Source organism: Streptomyces sp. NBC_00286 (assembly GCF_036173125.1).
GTDB lineage: Bacteria > Actinomycetota > Actinomycetes > Streptomycetales > Streptomycetaceae > Streptomyces.
Window position 1 is genome coordinate 9627314 of record NZ_CP108054.1, and the last position, 21614, is coordinate 9648927.

The following is a 21614-nucleotide window of genomic DNA, read 5'->3' on the forward strand; positions in this document are numbered from 1 at the left end:
CTCGTCACCCCGCTTCGTCATCCCTTCATCGCCCCCTGAAGCAGCCCCACGATGAAGCTGCGCTGGAAGATCACGAACAGGACCAGGATCGGCAGCATCACGATGATCGTGCCCGCCGCCAGTGTGGGGATGTCCGTGGTGTTCTGACCCACGAAGAAGCCGAGACCCGCCGGGGCGGTGTGCCGGGTGGTGTCCTGGATGAGGACCAGCACCAGCAGGAACTGCTTCCACGACCACATGAAGACGAGCAGACCGAGCGTCGTGAGGGACGGCCGGGCCAGCGGGAGCAGAATCCGCAGCAGGATCGTGGCCGGCGAGGCGCCGTCGATCCGGGCCGCCTCAACCAGCGACTGAGGCGTGGACTGGAAGTGCGTACGCATCCAGAACACGCTGAACGGGAGGAACAGCGCGATCTCCACCAGGATCACGCCCAGGAACGAGTTGGTCAGACCGAGGCCCCGAAGGTCGAAGTAGAGCGGGACCACGATCAGTTCGACCGGGATGGTGAGGCCGGCGATGAAGAAGGCCGCGACCGCGTTGCCGCCCGGCAGCCGCATCGTGCCCAGCGCGTAGCCCGCCAGCGTGGCGAGCACCAGCGAGGCGGGGACGACACCGACGGCGATGATGAGGCTGTGCCGGATCAGGTCGGAGAACCCGGCCACCGACCACGCCTGCTCGTAGTTGGCCCAGCTCCACCGCTCCGGCCAGGTCAGCCCCACCACCGGTGTGCCCGCAGGCTGCACGGAGGCGAGGAAAACGCTGAGGAACGGGAGCACGACGGCGATCGCCATGACCGTGAGAAGCGCGTAGCCGGACCAGCGTTCCGAACGCGGGGCGGTGCTCACGTCGCCGCTCATGTCTCAGTCCTCGACAGACGGTTGATGAGATAGACGATCGCGAGAATCAGCAGGCCGAGGACGACGGCCAGCGCCGCGGCGAGTCCCACCTTGCCCTCGGAGAACGCCAGCCGGTACACGAGAAGGCCGGGAACGGTCGTCTGCTCGCCGGGGCCGCCGTTCGTCGTCACGTACACGATGTCGAAGCTGGCCAGCGCGGCCACCGTCGTCACCGTCATGGCCACGGCCAGCTCGCCGCGCAGATGCGGCAGGGTGACCGACACGAACTCCCGGACCGGGCCCGCCCCGTCGATCCGGGCCGCCTCGTACAGGTTGGGGTCCACCTTCTGCACCCCGCTGAGGAACAGCATCATGCACAGGCCGCTCAGCACCCAGGTGCCGACCAGGCCCACGGCGATCAGCGCGGCGCCGAAGTCACCCAGCCACGCCCGCGTCACCCCGTCCAGGCCGACCGCGCCGAACGCCTGGTTCACCAGCCCGTCGTCCCCGTACAGCCAGCGCCAGGTGACACCCACCGCGACGAGCGGGATGACCTGCGGCAGCATGAACAGGAAGCGGTACGCCCCCATGCCGGGGCGCCGGTAGCGGGCCAGCAGCCCGGTCATCGCCAGGCCGAGCACGATGGGGATGAACGAGAAGAACACCACCAGCACCAGGGCGTTGAACACGGACCGGCGCAGTACGGAGTCCTGGAGGATCTCCAGGTAGTTGCCGAGGCCGACCCACTCGCCCAGCGTGACGCCGTCCCACTCGAACAGCGACAGATACGCCGTGTGCAGGGCGGGCAGCACCGCGAAGGCGACGTAGACGAGGAATGCGGGCAGCACGTACACATAGCCGCGCCACGGACTTCGCCCGCGGGTGCCCGGAGGCCGGACCGGCGGCCTACTCGGCATGGTGTTCCTCCCACTCGTCCTGAAGTGAGTCGAGGTAGTCCGCGGGCTCGACACGATCCGCGATGAGCTTCTGCACTCCGGAGCGCAGCCGGTCGAGCATGGCGGGCGCGGCGAAGTCGGGGAACGTCGTGATCCCGTCATCGCCTACGGCCTTCCGATGGCCCTCCGCGACATCGGCGAGCACGCCTTCCGGCTTCGCGACGGCCTCTGGGTTGGGCGGCAGGAAACCGTTGTCACTGATGATCTGGCCGGCCTCCGGCGTGGTCAGGAAGTCGAGGAACGCGCCTGCCGCCTCAGGGTGTTCGGTCCGCGACGAGACGGCGTAGGCGACGCTGAAGCCCGAGGCCACCGTGGGATCGCCGGCATCCTCGCCCGGCATCGGGAAGAAGCCGACGTTGTCTGCCATGGTGGTCGCCAGCTGCCCGGCCGCCCAGTTGCCGTTGATCAGGAAGACGCTGTCGCCCTGGGCGAACTGGGCGGTGGAGTCGATCTGCGCGGTGCCGTTGGCGGACTCGTTGTAATACCCCTTACGGCCCCACTCGACGACGAGCTCGCTGGCGGTGAGCCCGGCCTCGTTCTCGACGGTGGCGCCCTTGCTGCCGTTGACCCAGTCCCAGTAATCGTCCGTGGGCATGGTCTGGTTGAGGAGCGCGGCCCACAGGTGCAGGCCTCCGGTGTCCAGGCCGCCGACGCCCAGCGGCGTCAGTCCCGCGTCCTTCGCGGCGGCAAGCTGGTCCTCGAACTCGGCCAGGGTCCTGGGCGGACCGTCGATCCCGGCCTTCTCGGCAAGCTCCTTGTTGTAGTAGATACCGGTCATCGAGAGACCGGCCGGGACCCCGAACAGGGCCCGCCCGCCGGTGGCTTCGCTCTGCTGCCCCGCCGTGAGCTGATCGAGGCTGACCGGAGGAATGGACTCGTCCCAGCCGTACGCCTCCCGGTACGGCGCCAGGTCCAGGATGTGGCCGTCCTCAGCGAGGTCGGTCATCCCGACCGCGTACTGCGCGATGTCGGGGGCGGAGTCGGAGGTCATGGTGAGCTTGAGGTTCTGCACGTAGTCGGTGAACGTCTTGTACTGCGGCTCCACGCTGATCCCGGGATGGCCCTTCTCGAATGCGGCGATCAGCGCGTCCACCATCGGCGGGGCGTCGGCGAACTGGATCCGCAGAGTGACGTCGCCCTCCGGCACGGCGGTCGAGGACGGAACGCTGCGCGGCCCCTCGACCGTGGCCGCACTCCCGGGAGTCAGGGCATCGCAGGCGGCGAGCGGCAGCGTGAGGGCGAGGGCGCAGGCCGCCCGGGCGATACGAGGACGTAAGCGCCGCGTGCTCTTCATCATCGGCCTCCTTGCGTGGTCTCGTCGGGCGGACCGGTGCGTCAACCCCCTTCGGAGGCGCTGGCTGGGAGTCGCTGACGTGGCTGTGGACCGTACCAAAGGGGCATGCGGCTGCCCAGACCCCCGGGTGGGATAGCGCTCCAAGTAGCAGGAGCTGCCCGGCAGTTGACCGGCACCGCTCGCTCTGCTGTCGGCGAATCTGCTGCGGGCCGAGATCCCTTACGTCACGCCTCACCTCGGGCCGAGGGTGGAAGCACCGCGGCAATGCGGCAGTCACCACAAGGAGGAGCGATGGCACCGCTCAGCACCGGCCGGTCCCTGGCGACCGGCTGGTCCCCAGCACTGACACCCCGAGCCGAGGAGGGCGACACACCTCCGTCACGGTTCGACGACCACCTGGCCGCCCAACTCCTCGGCCAGCGCATCGTGTTCCTCGGCACCCAGGTCGACGAGGTCTCCGCGAACCGGGTCTGCGCCCAACTGCTCGTCCTGTCCGCCGAGGACCCGCGCACCGACATCAGCCTCTACATCAACAGCCCGGGCGGATCCGTGAACGCGGGCCTGGCGATCTACGACACGATGCGGCTGATCCCCAACGATGTCGCCACCCTCGCCATGGGCTTCGCCGCGAGCATGGGGCAGTTCCTGCTCACCGTCGGAACGCCCGGCAAGCGCTATGCGCTGCCCAACGCGCGGATCATGATGCACCAGCCCTCGGGCGGCATCGGCGGAAGCACCGCCGACATCCAAATCCAGGCGGAGAACCTCGAGTTCACCAAGAAGACCGTCGAACGGATCACCGCCGAGCACACCGGCCAGAGCGCGGAGACGATCGCCCGGGACGGCGACCGCGACCGCTGGTTCACGGCCGAGCAGGCACGGGAGTACGGAATGGTCGACCGCGTCGTCGAGTCCCTCGACGACGTGCGCCCTGCCACCTCGAAGCGACGGATGGGACTCTGACATGAGCCAGTACACGATCCCCAACGTCGTCGAACGCACCCCGCAGGGAGAGCGCGCGTACGACATCTACAGCAAGCTGCTCGCCGAGCGGATCATCTTCCTCGGCACCGAGATCGACGACGGCGTCGCCAACGTCGTCATCGCCCAGCTGCTCCACCTGGAGTCGTCGGCTCCCGAGCAGGAGATCTCCGTCTACATCAACTCGCCCGGCGGCTCGAACACTTCGCTGATGGCGATCTACGACACGATGCGCTACGTCAACGCGCCCATCTCGACGTGCTGCGTCGGGCAGGCCGCCTCGACAGCGGCGGTGCTCCTGGCCGGGGGAGACGCCGGACGGCGGTTCGTCCTGGAGCACGCCCGGGTGCTGCTCGGCCAGCCCGCGAGCGGCGGCGCCCGGGGAACGGCCGCCGACCTCAGCATCCAGGCCAAGGAGATGATGCGCATCCGTTCCCAGGTCGAGGAAGTGTTGTCCCTGCACACGCATCACTCCGTGGAGACCCTGCGCGCGGACATGGACCGCGACAAGGTGTTCACGGCGCAGGAGGCCGTGGCGTACGGGCTCGCGGACGAGGTGCTCAGCAGGCGGATGCTGGCGGCGGCGTAACGGAGCCGGTGCGCTCGGGCTCAGGCCGCGAGAAGACGTACCTCGCCGAACCGCGACTGCGCCTGGGTGGGCCGGTGCCCGTGGCGGGACCTGAGCGGCCGGGCCGGCCGGACGAGTTGGCGATGGGCGCGGGCCAGCAGGTCGGCGAGGCCGAGTCCGAGGGCGTGGGCGGCGGCCGCGAGGACCTCGGACGAGGCCTCCTTGCGGCCGCGCTCCAACTCGGAGAGGTACGGCATCGAGATCCGCGCCGCGTCGGCGACGTCCTTGAGCGTACGTTCCTGAGCGAGCCGTTCACGTCGCAGGACATCACCCACGACGTCCCGCCACAGCGGCTCCTTGCGCGCCGGCTCGGCGGGCACAGCAGGAGCGGGCACAGCGGGATCCGCCGGCTCCGCCGGTACCGGTCGCGGTCGCAGGGGAATGACGCGGGCTTCTTCGGGCGCGTGGCTGCTCACCGCTCCAGCCTAGGAGCGTGACGCGTGACGGGAAGGGGAACGCGTTCTGCCCTCGGCGAATCTTGAACGTCCCGCCACCACGTCTCGTATCTCCTGGCACAACCGGTCCCTCTCGAGGCCCAACTGCAGGCCCAAGTCCAGGAAGGAAACCACGGTGACGAGATCCCGCCTCCGCCCCCTGTGCATCGTCGCGGCGGCCTTGTCGACCACCCTGCTCGTGGGGTGTGCGGCCGACTCGGCGGAACCGGCGAGCAAGCCGAGCCAGAGTACGGCTTCCCGGGCTCCGGTGGCGGCGCCGGCGAAGGTCGAGGTCATCGCGTCACTGTCGGACTGCAAGCCGAAGATCCGCATCGAGGCGGACCAACTGCGCGAAGGCGTCTGCCGAACCGAGCGCGGCAACTGGACCATCACCACGTTCCCGCAGGAGAAGTACAAGGAGACCTGGCTGGATGCCGCCGCCGTGTACGGCGGTACGTACCTCGTGGGCCCGCAGTGGGCGATCGGCGGCGCCAAGCCCGCGCTCCTGAAGAAGCTGCGCGCCGATGTCGGCGGGGAACTGCGGAAGTTGAGCGGCACCAGCGGGTAGTCGTCCGGGCCGTAGCCGGTCAGTGGGGGTGCGGCTCGTCGCGGTGGACGGGGCCGTGCGGCCGCTCGCAGTGGGCGTCGTCGAAGGCGCCGGCACGGACTTCGAGGAGTTCCGCGGGCGCATGGTCGACCTGCAGCGTGGTGTGGCTGATCCCGTAGTCGCTGTGCAGGGTCCGCTCCAGCTCCCGGCGCACGGTGTGGCAGTCCGCGCCGGGGTCGACCAGGATGTGCGCGGACAGGGCGGGCTGCCCCGAGGTGATGGTCCATACATGCAGGTCGTGCACCTCGGTCACGGTGCTGTGCGCGACGAGCCGGTCCCCGATGGTGTCCGGATCGAGGTGCGCGGGAGCCGCTTCCAGGAAGATCCGCCCGGACTCGCGTACGAGCCCGTAGCCCGCCTTGACCATGAGGGCCACCACGACCAGGGTGGCGATCGCGTCGGCCCGCGCGAACCCGGTGAGCAGCACGATCAGACCGGCGACCGCGGTGCCGATGAACGCGAACAGGTCGTTGAGGATGTGCTGGTAGGCGCCCTCGACGTTGAGCGAGCTGCGGTTGGCCTTCGAGATGCACCAGGCCGCCGCGATGTTCACCACGATCCCGGCGAGGGCTGTGGCGAGCACCAGCCCGCCTTCGACCTCGGGCGGATCGATCAGGCGGTGCACGGCCTCGTACGCCAGCCACGCGCCGAGCAGCAGCAGCGTGAGCCCGTTGGCCTGCGCGGACAGGATCTCGGCCCGCTTGAGACCGTAGGTGAAACCGCCGCGGGCCGGGCGCGCGGCCAGCCGCATCGCGATCAGCGCCAGCACGATGGACACGGCGTCCGTGAGCATGTGCGCCGCGTCCGAGATCAGGGCGAGCGACTGGGCGACGATGCCGATGACGACCTCGATCGCCATGAACGAGGCGATCAGTGTCAGCGCGATCCCGAGCCAGCGGCGGTCCGCGTCCGCGGCCACTCCGTGCGCGTGCCCCTCGTGCCCGGCGGCCCCGCCCGGCCCGTGTGCATGCTGCGCGCTGCTCATCTTTTGTACCCCCTCGATTCAATGGCTGACTCACGCAGTGAAGCGCACCTTGCGGAGATCGGCAAAGGCTGCATCGGTGACCGTTGTCATCATCGATAACAGGCCTCTGACCTGCGTAGATGCAAATCGGTGGATGCGGTCGTTGTGATGCGGTCAGGCGCCGAAGAGCTGCGTCCAGTACGTGCCTGCCGAGCCGCCGCCCGCGAAGCCGATGCCTATGTGGGTGAAGGCCGGCTTCAGGATGTTGGCGCGGTGGCCGGGGCTGTTCATCCAGCCTCGTACGACCTCGGCGGGGGAGCGCTGGCCGCAGGCGATGTTCTCGCCGATGGTGCGACGGGTGCTGCCAGCGGCGGCGGCGCGGTGCCAGGGTTCGCTGCCGTCGGGGGAGGTGTGGGAGTAGAAGGCCCGGCCCACCATGTCCGCGCTGTGCGCCTGTGCCGCCGCGGTGAGCAGGGGGTCCGGGGCGAGGGGCGGCAGTCCGGCCGAGGCACGCTCGGCGTTGGTGAGCGCGATGACGTCGGCGGCCGTCTGCGCGAGCCCGCCGGGGGTGAGGGGCCGGGCCCACAGCGCCGTCCAGTACAGCGTGCCGGAGCGGCTGTCAGGGACGTACGCCACGCCGGTCTCGGTGAACGCCGGGTTGTGGAGCGTGCTGCGGGACTGCTCGTTCGACAGGCAGTACTCCACGAACTCGGCCGGGGTGCGCGGGCCGGAGACGAGGTGCTCGCCGACGGTGAGATACGCGTACCCGCCCGCGGTGACGCGCTGGTACACGGAGAGCCCGTTCGCGCCCTCGGAGCCGAGACGCCCCTGCGCGGCCATACCGGCGGCGTGGGCCCGGGCGGCGGCGTCGAGCCGGGCATCGCGGGAGACGGACGGTGAACCGGCGGCGGCGCGCGCGGAGTTGACCAGGCCGAGGAAGCCGTCGGGGTCTGCGGCGCGAGGGCTTCCGGCCGGTGCGGACGGTGCGATACGAGCGCTCGGTGCGGGTGCGGGTGCGGGTGCGGGTGCGAGTGCCGGTGCTGGTCCCGGCGTCGGTGTCGGTGCTGGTGCCGTGCCCGGGCGTCCCGCCGGTGTGCGTCCGCCCGGGGTACGTCCCGCCGCTGTACGCCCGGCGCCGCGCAGCCGGTCGAGCCCGGCACGGGCGACGCTCAAGGCCGTCGCGACACCTGTGCCCCTGGGGCCCGACCCCGGGGATCCTCCAGGAACCGGTGAGCCCGCGCTCCCGCCCGCGTCGGCGTCCTCGCTGACCTCCACGCCGAAGTCCCGTGCGATGCCTGCCAGTCCGTCCGCGTACCCCTGACCCAGTGCGCGGATCTTCCATGCCGTACCCCGGCGGTAGATCTCGGCGAGCAGCAGCACGGTCTCCTGCTGGGGCCGCGGGGGATTGAACTGGGCCAGGACACGGCCACCCGGCCCGGTCACGCGCAGGCTCGGCGCCGGCAGCCGGCCCAGCGGAGTGCCGGGCTCGGCGGGAGAGACGACCACGGTGACCCGGCTCGCCCCCGGCCGCAGCGCGGGCGGGTCGACGCCGAGCGTCCCGCCGGTGAGGCGCACACCAGGCGCGCTCGGCTGGTTGTAGAACACGAAGTCGCCGTCCGAGCGCACCTTGCCGCCGTCATCGGTGATCAGCGCGGACACGTCGAACGGCCCCGGCACCTGAAGCGTCAGGGCGCCACCGGGCAAGGCCAGATTGCCTCCGGGAACCAACTCGCTCATCGTGCCGCCATCTGTCGGGATGCTCAGGGCCTGTCCAGCAGGTCAGACCCTCATTCGCTGTCCGCGCCCCGAGGGACGTTGACCGGACAACGTCCCACCGCCGACCGCGGGTTCCCGGCCCGTGCCGTCAGGACGCCAGTTCCGCCTGCATGATCACCCTGACCTAGAGGTCTCCCAACTGCCGGGTCCAGCCAAGCAGATGGGCGGCCCCGTCAGCGCTGCGGGTCCGCGGAAGCACGCATAGACCTCAGGGCCAGGAGCAGTACGCCGATGTCGTCGAGGTAGACCGGGTCGGGCACGAGATCGGTCGGCAGGACGACGTAGGCGACGGCGCCCCAGAAGACCCAGGGCGAGCCCGTCGGGAGCCCCGCGCGCCGGAGTGCACGCCGGGTCCGGACCAGACGTACGAGGAATACGACCGCCGCCGCGAGAACCGCGGCCAGCAGGGCGGCGACCAGGAGGATCACAACCCACGTACTGGTGTCCATGCGTCCTGCCTCGGCTCGTCCCGGAGTGCGCGTCTTCGTGCGCTTCTTCGTGCGCTTCTTCCGGTTCACCTTTCCCGGTTCGGCGGCACGCCACGCGGCGTGGTGCGCCCGGCGCGTCGCCTGCCTCGTTCCTACCCTGTGCTGTCGATTGATCACCTGGAGAGAACCAGCGAACCCTTGGGGTGCCCATGAAGATCGCCTGCGTCGGCGGCGGTCCGGCCGGCCTGTACTTCTCGATCCTCATGCGGCGGCAGGACCCGTCGCACGACATCACCGTCTACGAACGGAACCCGGCCGGCGCCACGTACGGCTGGGGCGTCACGTACTGGGGAGATCTGCTCGGCGAACTGCACGCCGGCGACCCGGAGTCGGCACGCGCCATCCGCGACAGCTCGGTCCGCTGGAGCGACGGGGTCGCGCACATCGGCGACCGTACGACCAGGCACCACGGCGACGAGGGCTACGGCATCGGCCGCCGCCGGCTGCTGGACCTCCTCGCCGAGCGGGCCCAATCCCTCGGTGTACGCCTTGAGTTCGGGCACGAGATCGCGGGCGGGGCGGAACTGCCGGAAGCCGACGTGGTGGTCGCCGCCGACGGCGTCCGCAGCGTGGTGCGTGAGCGGCACGCCGGGCACTTCGGCACGGAGGTCGCCTTCGGCCGGAACAAGTACCTGTGGCTGGGCACCACCAAGGTCTTCGACTCGTTCACGTTCGCCTTCGTGGAGACACCGCACGGCTGGATCTGGTGCTATGCGTACGGCTTCAGCCGGGACGCCAGCACCTGTGTCGTCGAGTGCTCGCCCCAGACCTGGACCGGGCTCGGCCTCGACCGGGCGGGGGAGGCCGAAGCGCTCGCACTCCTCGAAGAACTCTTCGCCCAACTGCTCGACGGACACCGGCTGATCGGCCGCACATACCCAGGCCGTGCACACTCCGGCCGCACAGACCCTGGCGGCAGCGCTCGGTGGCGCAACTTCCCCACCCTCACCAACCGCACCTGGTCCCGGGGCAACCTCGTCCTGCTCGGCGACGCCGCCCACACCACGCACTACTCCATCGGCGCGGGCACCACGCTCGCCCTCCAGGACGCCATCGCCCTGGCCGCCGCCCTGCGCGAAGCCGCACCGGGAGAGTCCCAACTCGCCCCGGCCCTCGCCTCGTACGAGATGGAACGCAAGTCGGCCCTGCTCTCCGTACAGAGCGCGGCCCGTCTCAGCGCCCAGTGGTACGAGAACCTGCCGCGATACATCCACCTCCCACCGCACCGGATGTTCGCGCTCCTCGGCCAGCGGCACTCGCCGCTCCTGCCGTACGTCCCTCCGCAGCTCTACTACCGGATCGACCGCGCGGCGAACCAACTCCAGGCGCTGCGCAGACTGAAGCGCTGGCTCGGCCCCCGGCTCGCGCGCACCCTGCACGCGAAGCGCGTCTGACCGCTGGAGAGGCAACCCATTTGGCTGGATGGCGCTGTTGCTCACGCGCTCCGCGACCCTCGCCGCCCGGCGGCGACCGGCTGATCGCCGAGATCCAGAACCTCCTATGGTCGCTGCCGCGTACCGGAGATGCGTCGGGAGGGGTGCTGCGACGCGGGGCTCTGACCCTACGATCCCGACCGTGAACGACCGCACGCCTCCTTCCGACCCCCTGCCCGACTCCCAGACCGCTGACGTCCTGCGCCTGGTGCACCGCGTACTCGGCGCGGACGTCGTCGGCGTCTACCTGCACGGCTCCGCCGTACTCGGCGGACTGCGGCCGGGCAGCGATCTCGACCTGTTCGTCGTCGCACGACGGGGAACGACGGAGCGGGAGCGGCGGGCCTTGGTCCACGGACTCCTCGAGGTCTCCGTGCGCCAAGCCCCGAGCGGAACCGGACGCCGTCCCGTCGAACTCACCGTCGTGGCCCGGGACGACGTCCGCCCCTGGCGCTATCCGCCCCGATGCGAGTTCCTCTACGGTGAGTGGCTGCGCGACGAGTTCGAGCGCGGGGTGGTGCCCGTTCCGGCGCCCGCGCCCGATCTTGCGCCGCTGATCACGATGGTGCTGCTCGGGAACGCCCCGCTGTTCGGCCCGCCGCCCGCGGACGTTCTCGATCCCGTCCCGCACGAGGACCTGCGGCGGGCGATCGTCGCCGGTGTGCCGGAGCTGCTCGCCGAGCTGGAGTCGGACACCCGTAACGTCCTGCTGACGCTCGCCCGTATCTGGACGACGCTGGAAACCGGAGCGATCACGTCCAAGGATGCCGCTGCCGACTGGGCACTCGAACGCCTGCCGGAACGGCACCGGCCCGTACTGGCCCGTGCCCGGTCGATCTATCTCGGGGACGAGGTGGAGTCCTGGGACGGGCTGATGCCGCAGGTCCGCGCGCTCGCCGAGCACTTGGTTGCCCAACTGACCCCAGAGTAAGCCGAGTTGTAGGCTGGTTCGCGTTCGGATCGGGACGCTTTCTGTTGCACGTTTGCTCGTTGGTCGTGCGCTGACGCAACCAATGTGACGAAAGTCGACCACAGAGCGTCTCTGTCGGTATACGCTCCCGTCGCCCCACGTTCGAGTCCGCGCGCGTGGGGGCCGGTCACCCCGGCCTGCTCGTGTGCGGGTTCAACGGAAAACCGCTCCGAGACACATACCGAACGGTCTGCCGTCGCACCGCCTCACCGGGGTCCTGGTGAGGCAAGCCGACCCCGGAAGCTCACCGCTCCCGGGCGCCGGTTCACCTGGCGCACCCGCCGGACGTCCGAGCCGTACGAACGCGTCCGGTGCGGTGACTTGTCACTCTGTGAGGAAGAAGACCATGCGCGTCCGCATCACCGTAGCCGCGGCCCTGTCCGTAGCCCTGTCCCTGTCCCTCGCAGCCTGCGGGGAGAGCGGAGACGTGGGCAGTTCAGGAGACGAAATCGTCGGCATAGCGATGCCCACCACGAAGTCCCCGCGGTGGATCGGCGATGGCAAAAACATGGTCGACCAGGTCAAGGGCTTCGGCTTCGGCGCCACCCTGAAGTACGCCGAGGACGACCCGCAGACCCAGGTCGAGCAGGTGCAGGCCATGATCGACGACGGTGTGGACGCCCTGGTCATCGCGGCGGTCGACGGACGCGCGTTCAAGGAAGTGCTGGGCAAGGCCGAGTCGGCGAAAATCCCGGTGATCTCCTACGACCGCCTGCTCCTGGACACCCCCGACGTCGACTACTACGCCACCTTCGACAACGAGCAGGTCGGCCAGCTCCAGGCCGACTTCCTCGTCGAGCAGCTGGGCCTGGTCAACGGCACCGCCAAGGGCCCCTTCAACATCGAGCTGTTCGCCGGTTCGCCCGACGACAACAACACCAAATACTTCTACGACGGCGCGATGAAGGTTCTGGACCCCTATATCGACGGCGGCCAACTCGTCGTGAGATCCGGGCAGACCGAGATGAACAAGATGACGACCCTGCGCTGGGACGGCGTCCGGGCCGAGAAGCGCATGAACGAACTCCTCGACTCCCACTACGAGACGGAGCGCGTCGACGCGGTCCTCTCTCCGTACGACGGCATATCCCTCGGGATCGTCAAAGCGCTGAAGGCGCACGGCTACGGCGACGGAGGCAAGGATCTGCCCCTCATCACGGGGCAGGACGCCGAGATCCCCTCCATCAAGTCGATCATCGCCGGTGAACAGACGCAGACCGTCTACAAGGACACCCGCGAACTCGCGCTGATCACCTCGTACATGGTCAACGCGGTGGTCAACGGCAAGCGGCCGGCGATCAACGACGACGCCACGTACGACAACGGCGAGAAGGTCGTGCCCGCCTACCTGCTGGAACCCGTGAGCGTCGACAAGAGCAACTACAAGAAGGTGCTCATCGGCTCGGACTACCTCAAGGAAAGCGACCTCCGCTGAGGTCATGGATGTGAGGGCCCGGGCCTGAGCGTCCCGTCATTGCACGCCGTGCGGCCGGAACTGGATGCTGATCCGGGGTCCGGCCGCCCGCGTGCTCTTGGGAACCGCATGTTCCCAGGTCCGCTGGCAAGAGCCGCCCATCACGAGCAGGTCCCCGTGCCCGAGCGCACGCCGTACGGTGCTGCCGCCGTGCCGGGGCCGCAGCAGCAGATCGCGCGGCGCGCCCACGGACAGAATGGCGACCATCGTGTCCTCCCGCGCACCCCGCCCGGTCCGGTCCCCGTGCCAGGCCACGCTGTCCCTGCCGTCCCGGTAGTAGCAGAGCCCGGCGGTGACGAACGGCTCCCCCGACTCCCCGTCGTAGTACGAGGAAAGGGCATCCCGCGCCTCGTCCAGAACGGGATGCGGGAGTGGGTCGTCGGCACCGTAGTAGGCGAGCAGCCGCGGAACGTCGACCGTCTGCTCGTACATCTGCCGCCGCTCGGCCCGCCATGGCACCTCGGCGGCGAGCGTCGCGAACAGCTCACCGGCCCCACTCAGCCACCCCGGCAGCAGATCGATCCAGGCCCCGTCCCCGAGCCGGGTCCTGCGCAGCCCGTCCAGCGACCCGAGGCGAATGTCGTCGGCCTGGTCGAAGAGCGAGCCCTGGAGGTGGGTGGACATGGGTCCAGGTTACGCCAGTATTCGAATGCTTGTACGGTATGGTGTCTCGGCGCCGGGCGGGCTGAGCCTCAGGTCTGGTTGCCCTTCGGCCTGCCGCGCTGGTCCGGAGTCCCGTGCGGGGGTGGGTGAATCGCCTCCGCGGCGGTGGCGGGGGAGACCGTCCGGCCTGCGCGGTGCGGGGACTGTTCGGGGCGTACGGCTGTGGGGTCGCCGCCTGTGGGTTCCGCGCCGGAGGCGAGTTCGGACAGGCGGGCCTTGATCATCTCTATCACCGGCGTGCGGTGCGCGTGTGCGCGTTCGTAGGCCAGTATCTGCTCGACCTCGTCCGTGGACAGTGAGCGGATGCGGGTCCGTAGGCCGCCCAGTGGCAGGTGGTCGTAGTCGGGCAGGGGGAGGGTGTCGCGGTCGGTGTGGCTCATGGGTGTGTTCCTTCCCGTTCCTTCCGGGCGCGGCTCGCCTGCGGGATCAGGTCCGGCCCGGGCCGCCGCTGCCGAAGCCTCCGCTGGAGTTCTCGTCCCATTTCGGCGGCTCCTGGTCCGCGGCACGGCGGGTGCCGTGTCCCCGTAGTCGGTGCGGAGTTGTCCGGTCGCGGCCGCGGGGTACCTCGGCGGGCTCGCGCCGCTCGCGGACCTCGTGCACCGGGCCGGAGTCGGGCAGCCTCGGCTGATCCTCCGGGCGTGGCGGTGCGGGCTCGCGGGCGCGGATCCGCCGGCCGCGTACCACGGCCCAGATCAGGCCGCCGACGACGATGAGCCCGACCAGGAACGGCACCACGCCGCCTGCCACCGCGGAATCGAGGGCAAGTCGTGTCGTGACGATGTCCATCACTTGCGAGTACCCGGCGCGGCTGAGCGAAACAGCGGCTTGTGGCTCCCGTTCGGCATGGCCCGGCCGTTAATTCCGGGTATTCCGCTGGGCTCGTCACATTTCGGAGCCGATCGATGGCTCGGCGTCACGCCAGTCCCGTACTCGTAGATCAAACGAGTTCCACCGGCCGAGTTTGAACGATTGCGTTTGAGTGAGTGAATAGCGGGCAAATGCCTCATAAGTGCTTCGGACAGGAGGCACGTCCGTGGGGGCTGGTCCGCCAGATCGCGGGTGTGTTCCGAACGGTCCGTGTGTGCCTTCTCCCATGGTGACTGTCTCGGCACCTTCTGAGGGAGATGCGACGCACCATGCGAGTCACCGTCAGATCGAAGCAACACCCGCACGACGACGCCCCCGACACGGCCGAGGCCTTCGAAAGGCTCGCCGCCCTGCCAGAGGGGCCCGAACGCGACGCCCTGCGCGACGAGATCGTCCGCGCCTGGCTTCCCATGGCCGACCGCATCGCCGCCCAGTACCGGGGGCGTGGCGAGTCGGTTGAGGACCTCTGCCAGGTCGCGGCACTCGGCCTCGTCAAGGCGGTCGCCCGTTACGACCCGGATCGTGGCTGCGCCTTCGAGAGTTACGCGATCCCGACGATCACCGGCGAGATCAAGCGCCACTTCCGGGACCATATGTGGGTCCTTCACGTACCGCGCCGGGTCCAGGACCTGCGCAATCGGGTCCGTACGGCCGCGAAGGACCTGTCACAGACATCGTCCGGCCGTCGGCCCACCGTCAGCGAGATCGCCGAGTACGCGCGGATGAGCGAGGACGACGTACGAATCGGTCTCGAAGCTCTCGACAGCTTCACCGCCCTCTCGCTGGACGCCGAACTGCCGGGCAGCGACGACGGTTACGCACTGGGAGACGTCCTCGGCGAACCCGACTCCGGGTTCGACCTGGTCGTCGACCGCGAGGCCGTGAAGCCCTGTCTGCAGGAACTCCCCGAACGCGAACGCACCATCCTCTACCTGCGCTTCTTCGGAGGGATGACACAAAGCCGGATCGCGCATCAACTCGGCATCTCGCAGATGCACGTATCCCGGCTGCTCAGCGCCTGCTGCGCCGAACTGAGGGAGAAGGCCCTCGCCGAGAAGGTCGCCTGATCGTGTGTCCCGGAGCAGACGAACTCGGTCGCCCGGTGCCGGTGTCCCCGGCCCGGGCGACCGAGTGGCGAGCTCACTGCCGAACCCTCCCGGGAGCGGTTGGTCAGCGTGCCGCCAATGTCCGAACTAACCACGAGGACGGATCCGAAACGCTTCGGGTCCGTCCGAACAAAGCGGCCGCTCTGCCCTGTTGTTGGGGAATGTTGAAGAATATCGATGGGTCGGCGTGCCGATTTCTGGAGGTGATTCCGGACGTGATGAGCGGGGTGATTCTCCAAAGGGTGGTTCAAGAGGGCGGTTCAGGTTCAAGGGATGGTTCTCCCGGAATCTGCGTCGGGCCGTAGCGGTCGAGCGCATCCTCCAGCGTGGCGCGAATATCCGGTGGCAGTTCGCCTTTCTGCCCCCAGATGATGATCAGCTCCGCCACATTCCGCAGCCTGATGTTCGTGTGCTGGGAAACCTCCCGCAGAACGGCCCAGCCCTCGGCGGGGGTCACCCGCCCCAGCGCGACCATCATGCCGATCGCCTGATCCACGACGGCATGCGAGGTCACGGCCTCCTTCAACTGGCCGACCTCTTCCTGCAACGCGACGATCCGAGCCGTTTCGTCAGGCACGGTCGCCTCCTGAGGGCCACCGGCCGGCTCGACAGCTCCCGAACGGGTATGTGAGGTCATCGTCCCCTCCGGGGTCGGAGCGCTGACGTGTTCCTCCATCGTCGCCACTTGTCCAGCCGTGTGCCAGTGCGGGCGACCCGGGAGTGCATGTGCTCACTCACCGTGGCGAAACGCTCACGAATTGCGAAGTTGATGACCCGGGCGCAGGGTGGATACGCCAGTCCAACTCCCCGCAAAGGACGGATCATCATGGCGAAGGCAAAGGGCAAGGCCAAGCAGATGAAGGGCAAGATGAAGGAAGCCACCGGCAAGGCCACCGGCGACCGGACCCAGGAGGCCGAGGGCCGCGCCGAGCAGATGACGGGCCAGGCGCAGGAAGCCGCGCAGGCCGCGCAGAAGCCCGCCGACCGCGCGAAAAGGACCGGCCGGTAGGCCCGGCTCGCCGACGCGATGAGCCTCCGGCGGCCGTATCGGGCTCAGCCCGTGCGGTCGCCGGAGGCGTTTTTTCGGGACAGTCCGTCGTGTCGGCTCGCCGGTGCCAGGACGGGTGGCTGACCTGCCCACGCCATCCCGGGCGGCCGACCGGACTGCCCACCGCCCCAGCGGGTACTCGCCGCGTATGCGCAAGATCATGCGGCGCCCCGCCGGGCGCCAGAAGGAGACCCGCACCGCGACCGAAGAGGCCCTGGAGGAGGTCAAGGAGCAGGGGCTCGAGGACGACACGGACACCAGCGAGGGACGGGACCGCGGACCGGGCGACCCCATCACCCCGAGTACGCGGGCGAACCGCGAAGCCACCGAAGTGGACGGCTCCGACTGAGCGGCACGCCGCCCCATCCCCGTACGTACGTCCCCGCCCGAGGGAGACCGCGACCGTGGACCACACGCAAGCCCCCGTACTCGAGGCCCTGCGGCACCATCACGAGAGCGGCGAACTCGCCTTCAGCCCGCCCGGCCACAAGCAGGCCCGAGGTGCCGACCCGCAGGCCAGGGCCATCCTCGGCGACGCCGTCTATGCCTCCGACCTGCTGGCATCCGGGGGCCTCGACGACCGGCGTACGAGAGGTGATGTGCTGCTGCGTGCGGAGCGGCTCATGGCGGACGCGGTGCACGCCGAGCACACGTACTTCACCACCTGCGGCAGCTCCCTGTCCGTGAAGGCGACGATGCTCGCCGTGGCGGGCCCGGGCGAGAAGCTCATCGTGGGACGCGACGCCCACAAGTCGGTGATCTCCGGACTGATCCTCTCCGGCGTCGAACCGGTCTGGGCCGATCCCCGATGGGACGACAAGCAACGCTTCGCGCACCCACCCGGCCCGGAGGAATTCGAGGAGGCCCTCGACCGCCACCCGGACGCGCGCGGCGCCCTCGTCACCAGCCCCACCCCGTACGGGAGTTGTGCCGCCCTGCGGAACATCGCGGACGTTCTTCACGCGCGCGACCTGCCCCTCGTCGTCGACGAGGCATGGGGCGCCCATCTGCCCTTCCACCCCGACCTGCCGTCCTGGGCGATGGACGCCGGCGCGGACGTCTGCGTCACGAGCATCCACAAGATGGGCAGCGGACTGGAACAGGGCTCCGTCTACCACCTCCAGGGCTCCCTGATCGAGACGAACACCCTGCAGTCGCGCGCCGACCTCTTCGGCACCACCAGCCCCTCGGTCCTCATCCACGCGGGACTCGACGCCTGGCGCCGCCAGATGGTTCTCCACGGCAAGCGCCTCCTGGACGACGCACTGCGGCTCGCCGCGGACGTCCGCCGCACCATCGACGAGATCCCCGGCCTGAACGTCCTCGGCCACGACGACCTCGTGGGCCCCGGCCTCTCCGTCGACTTCGATCCGCTGCCCACGGTCATCGACGTCAGCGGTCTCGGAACGAGCGGCTACCGCGTGGCCGACTGGCTGCGCACCGAGCACCACATCGACGTACACCTCGCGGACCACCGGCGCATCAACGCCCAGCTCACCCACGCCGACTCGGCCGACACCACCCGGCCGCTGACCGACGCCCTGCGCGATCTCGCCGAGCACGCCGGGGAACTGGCGGCCGGGCTGCCGGACATCGACGTACCGAGCGGCGAGGACATGCGGCTCGAACAGGCCTGCCGGCCCCGCGACGCGTACTTCCGCCCCACGGAGGCCGTTCCGCTGGAGCGGGCGGCCGGTCGTGTCGCGGCCGAGATGATCACGCCGTATCCGCCCGGCATCCCGGCCGTCCTGCCGGGCGAACGGCTCACCGAGCCCGTACTGCGCTACCTGCGGACGGGCCTGCGGGGAGGCATGAACCTCCCGGACGCCTCGGACCCGGAGCTGAGCACGATCCGCGTCGTGGCATAAGTCGCTTAAATCTCAGCGGAGTTGGGCCGCGGGCCGCTCGCGGACGACGTCACGCGCCGCCTTGTCGCCCCGCAGCCCGAGGAACCGCGGATGCCGCAGCATGCCGTCCCGCGTCCACTCGGTGAACTCGACCTGCGCGACCAGCTCCGGTTCCGCCCAGTGGGTACGCGGCTCCCGTACCCGGTCGGCGAACGGCGAGGCGGAGGTGTGGAGTTCGTCCAGGCGCTCCCGTAGTGCGACCAGGGTGCGATGGTCGAAGCCCGTGCCCACCTTGCCCGCGTAGCGCAGCCTGTCTCCGTCGTAGTAGCCGAGCAGCAGCGCACCGAACCCGACGCGGCTGCCGGCCGGTTCGGTGAAACCGGCGACCACGAACTCCTGCCCCTGGGAGCACTTCAGCTTGAGCCAGTCCGGCGAACGGCGCGGCTGGTAGCGGCTGTCGGCACGTTTCGCGATCAGCCCCTCCCAGCCGTGGGCGCAGGCCTCGGCCAGCAACTCGGGGCCGCCCGCGTTGCGATGCGTGCTCATCCGCAGCGGGCTGCGGAACGTCAGGGCGCGACGCAGCAGCGACTTGCGGGTGCGCAACGGGAGTTGGGTGGTGTCGGTACCTTCCAGCCGCAGCAGATCGAAGAGGTAGTACGTCACGTCCACACCGGTCGCCTCGATCTCCCGCCGCCGGGTGAGCCCCATCCGCCGCTGTAGCCGGGCGAAGTCGGTCCGGCCGTGCGCGAACGCGACGATCTCGCCGTCCACCGTGAAGTCCGTGCACGACTGCTCGTCGAGCGCCTCCACGATCTCCGGGTACGTGTCATTGAGCCGCCTGCCCGTACGGGACAGCAGCAGCACCCGCCCGCCCTCGCGGACCGCCAGCACCCGTACGCCGTCCAGCTTCCGCTCGAAGATCCAGCCGCCGGGGAAGTCCCGTCGGTCGCTCAGCGTGGCGAGCATCGGCCGGTCGGCCAGTTCCACGCCGGGGCGTGCCGCGCGCAGCCGCCGACGCTCGTCGGCGGACAGCGTGCCCAGGAGGCCGGTGGTGTCGGTGTCGGTCATCGCCGCTCACTCCTCCCGCGCGACCTGCCGCAGGGTGCGCCCGCTGCGCACCGAGCGGGCCCGGCGCGGATCGGGCGTCCCAGGGTCACCGGGCCGGGCCCGCTCATCGTCCGTCTTCACCAGCAGCCACGCCTCGCGGTCGCCGCCGCGGAAACGGGTGAGCGCGTAGCCGCCGTGCAGCTTCGAGCCGTCGAGCCAGAACCTGGCATGGCCGTGCTCCAGCGCCTCGTCGAAGGGCACGGGCCGTCCCCGCCGGTCATGGCTCATGGGCCGGTACGTACCGCGGTCCCAGACGATGACCGTTCCACCGCCGTACTCGCCCTCGGCGATCACGCCCTCGAACTCCTCGTACTCCAGCGGGTGATCCTCCGTGGGCATCGCGAGCCGCTTGTCCTGCGGATCGGCCGATGGGCCCTTCGGCACGGACCAGGACTTCAGTACGTCGTCCACCTGCAGCCGGAAGTCGAAGTGCATGGTGCTCGCGTCATGGATCTGCACCACGAAATGCCGCCCGTCGTCCGGGGACTCCTCCTGGTCACGAGGTTCCTCGGCACCCTGAGCGTCCTCGGTTCCCCGCGGCTCCTTGGTCCGGTCGAAGTGGCGCTTGCCGCGGTAGGTCCGCAGCCGGTCCTTCTCAACCACGTCCGGCTCCTTCCCCCGGCCCGCGGCTCCCGCGGACCGGCACCGTCTCGCAGCCCCCGGGTACCCCACCCGCACCCGCCCGACTCAGGACCCCGCGAGGCTGATGCCGAAGACGTCCAGTACGCCGTAGACGCCGAGGAACACGATCGCCGCGCTGCTGACGGCCAGCGCCGCCGTCAGCCACGGGTTGGCGCGGAAGCGCTTGTCGACGCCGGTCGACCGCAGCCGCCAGATCGCGATCACCACGGCGAGCAGGAAGACACCGCCGCCGATGCCACCGATCTGCACCATCAGGACCGGCGACTGCACCCAGAGGAAGAACGACGCCCAGACCGGCGGCAGGCAGCACGTCAGGATCTGGATCGTGCGCCGCCGTACGCGCACGTCGTGCCAGTCGATGACACCGAGCAGCCCGAGCGTGTTGGTCCACAGCCGCGGCACGCTGGCGGTCGACCCCACCAGCGTCGAGAAGAGGACGGCGAACGCGCCGATCAGGAACAGGTACTCGGCCCAGGGACCCATCGTGTCGGTGTAGATCCGCGACAGCGTGGTGATCATCGCGTTGCCCTCGGGGACCAGGCCCTGCGGATGCAGCACGGCCGCGCCGATGACGTAGAAGGACAGCGTGCACAGGGTGCAGACCAGCCAGCCGGCGGCGACGTCCAGGCGCATCACCTTCAGCCACCCCTCGGCCCGCCGCGCCCGTTCCTCGCTCCCGTCGTCCGGGCCCGTCCAGCGGGCGTAGCCCTTCTCGATGCACCAGTAGGTGTACGTCGTCATCTCGTCGGCGCCGACCCCGGTGATCCCGAACATGGCCAGCGCCACCCCGGCCGTGCCCGCGGGAATGAGGAAGCTGAAGCCCCCGCCCAAATCGCCTGCCCCATAACCGAATTCGGTCATCGGCAAGCCGAGCGCCAGCGCCACCGTGGCGAGGGTGAAGACGACGACGGAGGCGAAGCACACCCGCTCCACCACGCTGTAGCGGCCCGTACGCAGCAGGATCACGGCCAGCGCGGTGACCACCACCGTCCACACGGCCAGCGAACGGAAACTCAACGCCTCCCCGGTGACCGGCCACATCACCGAACAGGCCGCCGCCGTACCGCCGATGATGCCGCCCCGCTGGAACATCTTGGCGAAGTCCATGCCGATCCACAGCCAGTTGATCCAGCTCACCCGGCCGATACGGGGTCCGACCTCGCGGTAACCGTCAAGCGCCGTACGGCCGTTGAGGATCGTCCAGCGGGCCAGCTCCATCTGCACCCACACCTTCACCGCGGTGCTGATGACGACCAGCCACAGCAGTACGAACCCGGCCTCGGCGCCGAGCGAGGTGGTCACGATGAGCTCGCCCGAGCCGACCACGGCGGCCGACAGAACGAAACCGGGGCCGAGATGGCGCAGCCGCCCGCTGAAGGTACCGGGCGCCTCGCGGACGTCCTCGGCGCGCAGGGCGTACGGGTCGGGCTCGGTCGGTGGGGTCGCGGGTGCCGTCGGCATGGTGGTTTTCGCCATGGCGGATCCTTCGGACG

Annotated in this window: 24 protein-coding genes; 10 read left to right on the forward strand and 14 right to left on the reverse strand. The window is 69.7% G+C overall.

What is annotated here, in order from left to right:
- Positions 1-17: 17 nt before the first annotated feature.
- The 3 genes from OHT21_RS43435 to OHT21_RS43445 are packed head-to-tail and all read right to left on the reverse strand — an operon-like array spanning position 18 to position 3089.
- Positions 18-857: a carbohydrate ABC transporter permease gene (locus OHT21_RS43435; protein ID WP_328773748.1), complete on the reverse strand. Its 840-nt coding sequence runs from the start codon at positions 855-857 to the stop codon at positions 18-20.
- Positions 854-1753, reverse strand: a complete 900-nt coding sequence (locus tag OHT21_RS43440; protein ID WP_328773749.1) for a carbohydrate ABC transporter permease — start codon at positions 1751-1753, stop codon at positions 854-856. The genes OHT21_RS43435 and OHT21_RS43440 overlap by 4 nt, the downstream gene beginning before the upstream one ends.
- Complete coding sequence (locus OHT21_RS43445; RefSeq protein WP_328773750.1) at positions 1743-3089, reverse strand: extracellular solute-binding protein; 1347 nt, start codon at positions 3087-3089, stop codon at positions 1743-1745. Before OHT21_RS43445 ends, OHT21_RS43440 begins: the two co-directional genes overlap by 11 nt.
- A 288-nt stretch (positions 3090-3377) precedes the next feature.
- Between OHT21_RS43445 and OHT21_RS43450 the strand changes: the two genes are divergently transcribed.
- Both OHT21_RS43450 and OHT21_RS43455 read left to right on the forward strand, forming a co-directional pair.
- Complete coding sequence (locus tag OHT21_RS43450; protein WP_328773751.1) at positions 3378-4049, forward strand: ClpP family protease; 672 nt, start codon at positions 3378-3380, stop codon at positions 4047-4049.
- A 1-nt stretch (position 4050) separates the two neighbouring features.
- A complete protein-coding gene (locus tag OHT21_RS43455; protein ID WP_328773752.1) occupies positions 4051-4656 on the forward strand; it encodes a ClpP family protease in 606 nt (201 codons plus the stop codon).
- A gap of 20 nt (positions 4657-4676) precedes the next feature.
- Here the strand turns inward: OHT21_RS43455 and OHT21_RS43460 are convergent, their stop codons facing one another.
- Positions 4677-5111 carry a helix-turn-helix domain-containing protein gene (locus OHT21_RS43460; RefSeq protein WP_328773753.1) on the reverse strand — a complete coding sequence of 145 codons (435 nt, stop codon included), beginning with the start codon at positions 5109-5111 and terminating at the stop codon, positions 4677-4679.
- 154 nt (positions 5112-5265) lie between these two features.
- Between OHT21_RS43460 and OHT21_RS43465 the strand changes: the two genes are divergently transcribed.
- Positions 5266-5697 (forward strand): hypothetical protein, encoded by a 432-nt coding sequence (locus tag OHT21_RS43465; RefSeq protein ID WP_328773754.1) that lies wholly within the window; start codon positions 5266-5268, stop codon positions 5695-5697.
- 19 nt (positions 5698-5716) lie between these two features.
- Here OHT21_RS43465 and OHT21_RS43470 read toward each other — a convergent pair whose 3' ends face one another.
- The 3 genes from OHT21_RS43470 to OHT21_RS43480 form a co-directional block, all read right to left on the reverse strand.
- The gene (locus OHT21_RS43470) at positions 5717-6721 is read right to left on the reverse strand and encodes a cation diffusion facilitator family transporter (protein ID WP_328773755.1); all 1005 of its coding nucleotides are present in this window, start codon (positions 6719-6721) and stop codon (positions 5717-5719) included.
- Between the two features lie 153 nt (positions 6722-6874).
- Positions 6875-8437: a CAP domain-containing protein gene (locus tag OHT21_RS43475; protein ID WP_328773756.1), complete on the reverse strand. Its 1563-nt coding sequence runs from the start codon at positions 8435-8437 to the stop codon at positions 6875-6877.
- Between the two features lie 212 nt (positions 8438-8649).
- Positions 8650-8925 carry a YkvA family protein gene (locus OHT21_RS43480; RefSeq protein ID WP_328774446.1) on the reverse strand — a complete coding sequence of 92 codons (276 nt, stop codon included), beginning with the start codon at positions 8923-8925 and terminating at the stop codon, positions 8650-8652.
- A 188-nt stretch (positions 8926-9113) separates the two neighbouring features.
- Between OHT21_RS43480 and OHT21_RS43485 the strand changes: the two genes are divergently transcribed.
- From OHT21_RS43485 to chvE, 3 genes are all read left to right on the forward strand, one after another.
- Positions 9114-10358, forward strand: coding sequence for an FAD-dependent monooxygenase (locus OHT21_RS43485; RefSeq protein ID WP_328773757.1), 1245 nt, complete (start codon positions 9114-9116; stop codon positions 10356-10358).
- A 181-nt stretch (positions 10359-10539) separates the two neighbouring features.
- The gene (locus OHT21_RS43490; protein WP_328773758.1) at positions 10540-11328 is read left to right on the forward strand and encodes an aminoglycoside adenylyltransferase family protein; all 789 of its coding nucleotides are present in this window, start codon (positions 10540-10542) and stop codon (positions 11326-11328) included.
- 385 nt (positions 11329-11713) lie between these two features.
- Positions 11714-12802 (forward strand): multiple monosaccharide ABC transporter substrate-binding protein, encoded by a 1089-nt coding sequence (gene chvE / locus OHT21_RS43495; protein WP_328773759.1) that lies wholly within the window; start codon positions 11714-11716, stop codon positions 12800-12802.
- A gap of 36 nt (positions 12803-12838) precedes the next feature.
- Here chvE and OHT21_RS43500 read toward each other — a convergent pair whose 3' ends face one another.
- From OHT21_RS43500 to OHT21_RS43510, 3 genes are all read right to left on the reverse strand, one after another.
- Positions 12839-13465, reverse strand: a complete 627-nt coding sequence (locus OHT21_RS43500) for an alpha-ketoglutarate-dependent dioxygenase AlkB (protein WP_328773760.1) — start codon at positions 13463-13465, stop codon at positions 12839-12841.
- Positions 13466-13533: 68 nt separating this feature from the next.
- Entirely contained in the window at positions 13534-13884 is a 351-nt protein-coding gene (locus OHT21_RS43505; RefSeq protein ID WP_328773761.1) for a hypothetical protein, read from the reverse strand.
- A gap of 46 nt (positions 13885-13930) precedes the next feature.
- Positions 13931-14290, reverse strand: a complete 360-nt coding sequence (locus tag OHT21_RS43510) for a DUF6479 family protein (protein WP_328773762.1) — start codon at positions 14288-14290, stop codon at positions 13931-13933.
- A 350-nt stretch (positions 14291-14640) separates the two neighbouring features.
- Between OHT21_RS43510 and OHT21_RS43515 the strand changes: the two genes are divergently transcribed.
- Complete coding sequence (locus tag OHT21_RS43515; protein ID WP_328773763.1) at positions 14641-15438, forward strand: RNA polymerase sigma factor SigF; 798 nt, start codon at positions 14641-14643, stop codon at positions 15436-15438.
- Positions 15439-15724: 286 nt separating this feature from the next.
- On the opposite strand, the gene OHT21_RS43520 is transcribed toward OHT21_RS43515, so the two are convergent.
- Entirely contained in the window at positions 15725-16054 is a 330-nt protein-coding gene (locus tag OHT21_RS43520; RefSeq protein WP_328773764.1) for an ANTAR domain-containing protein, read from the reverse strand.
- Between the two features lie 249 nt (positions 16055-16303).
- Between OHT21_RS43520 and OHT21_RS43525 the strand changes: the two genes are divergently transcribed.
- From OHT21_RS43525 to OHT21_RS43535, 3 genes are all read left to right on the forward strand, one after another.
- Positions 16304-16486, forward strand: coding sequence for a CsbD family protein (locus OHT21_RS43525; protein WP_328773765.1), 183 nt, complete (start codon positions 16304-16306; stop codon positions 16484-16486).
- A gap of 187 nt (positions 16487-16673) precedes the next feature.
- Positions 16674-16874: a hypothetical protein gene (locus OHT21_RS43530; protein ID WP_328773766.1), complete on the forward strand. Its 201-nt coding sequence runs from the start codon at positions 16674-16676 to the stop codon at positions 16872-16874.
- A 55-nt stretch (positions 16875-16929) separates the two neighbouring features.
- Positions 16930-18393, forward strand: coding sequence for an aminotransferase class I/II-fold pyridoxal phosphate-dependent enzyme (locus OHT21_RS43535; protein WP_328773767.1), 1464 nt, complete (start codon positions 16930-16932; stop codon positions 18391-18393).
- A 12-nt stretch (positions 18394-18405) separates the two neighbouring features.
- On the opposite strand, the gene ligD is transcribed toward OHT21_RS43535, so the two are convergent.
- From ligD to OHT21_RS43550, 3 genes are all read right to left on the reverse strand, one after another.
- Positions 18406-19440 carry a non-homologous end-joining DNA ligase gene (gene ligD / locus OHT21_RS43540; protein ID WP_328773768.1) on the reverse strand — a complete coding sequence of 345 codons (1035 nt, stop codon included), beginning with the start codon at positions 19438-19440 and terminating at the stop codon, positions 18406-18408.
- Positions 19441-19446: 6 nt separating this feature from the next.
- Positions 19447-20082, reverse strand: coding sequence for a DNA polymerase ligase N-terminal domain-containing protein (locus tag OHT21_RS43545; protein ID WP_328773769.1), 636 nt, complete (start codon positions 20080-20082; stop codon positions 19447-19449).
- An 84-nt stretch (positions 20083-20166) separates the two neighbouring features.
- Complete coding sequence (locus OHT21_RS43550; protein WP_328773770.1) at positions 20167-21597, reverse strand: Nramp family divalent metal transporter; 1431 nt, start codon at positions 21595-21597, stop codon at positions 20167-20169.
- Positions 21598-21614: the final 17 nt, after the last annotated feature.

Coding starts and splice junctions, on each gene's coding strand:
- OHT21_RS43435 (WP_328773748.1), bottom strand. CDS start 857: ATGAGCGGCGACGTGAGCACCGCCCCGCGTTCGGAACGCTGGTCCGGC.
- OHT21_RS43440 (WP_328773749.1), bottom strand. CDS start 1,753: ATGCCGAGTAGGCCGCCGGTCCGGCCTCCGGGCACCCGCGGGCGAAGT.
- OHT21_RS43445 (WP_328773750.1), bottom strand. CDS start 3,089: ATGATGAAGAGCACGCGGCGCTTACGTCCTCGTATCGCCCGGGCGGCC.
- OHT21_RS43450 (WP_328773751.1), top strand. CDS start 3,378: ATGGCACCGCTCAGCACCGGCCGGTCCCTGGCGACCGGCTGGTCCCCA.
- OHT21_RS43455 (WP_328773752.1), top strand. CDS start 4,051: ATGAGCCAGTACACGATCCCCAACGTCGTCGAACGCACCCCGCAGGGA.
- OHT21_RS43470 (WP_328773755.1), bottom strand. CDS start 6,721: ATGAGCAGCGCGCAGCATGCACACGGGCCGGGCGGGGCCGCCGGGCAC.
- OHT21_RS43475 (WP_328773756.1), bottom strand. CDS start 8,437: ATGAGCGAGTTGGTTCCCGGAGGCAATCTGGCCTTGCCCGGTGGCGCC.
- OHT21_RS43480 (WP_328774446.1), bottom strand. CDS start 8,925: ATGGACACCAGTACGTGGGTTGTGATCCTCCTGGTCGCCGCCCTGCTG.
- OHT21_RS43485 (WP_328773757.1), top strand. CDS start 9,114: ATGAAGATCGCCTGCGTCGGCGGCGGTCCGGCCGGCCTGTACTTCTCG.
- chvE (WP_328773759.1), top strand. CDS start 11,714: ATGCGCGTCCGCATCACCGTAGCCGCGGCCCTGTCCGTAGCCCTGTCC.
- OHT21_RS43500 (WP_328773760.1), bottom strand. CDS start 13,465: ATGTCCACCCACCTCCAGGGCTCGCTCTTCGACCAGGCCGACGACATT.
- OHT21_RS43505 (WP_328773761.1), bottom strand. CDS start 13,884: ATGAGCCACACCGACCGCGACACCCTCCCCCTGCCCGACTACGACCAC.
- OHT21_RS43510 (WP_328773762.1), bottom strand. CDS start 14,290: ATGGACATCGTCACGACACGACTTGCCCTCGATTCCGCGGTGGCAGGC.
- OHT21_RS43515 (WP_328773763.1), top strand. CDS start 14,641: ATGCGAGTCACCGTCAGATCGAAGCAACACCCGCACGACGACGCCCCC.
- OHT21_RS43525 (WP_328773765.1), top strand. CDS start 16,304: ATGGCGAAGGCAAAGGGCAAGGCCAAGCAGATGAAGGGCAAGATGAAG.
- OHT21_RS43530 (WP_328773766.1), top strand. CDS start 16,674: ATGCGCAAGATCATGCGGCGCCCCGCCGGGCGCCAGAAGGAGACCCGC.
- ligD (WP_328773768.1), bottom strand. CDS start 19,440: ATGACCGACACCGACACCACCGGCCTCCTGGGCACGCTGTCCGCCGAC.
- OHT21_RS43550 (WP_328773770.1), bottom strand. CDS start 21,597: ATGGCGAAAACCACCATGCCGACGGCACCCGCGACCCCACCGACCGAG.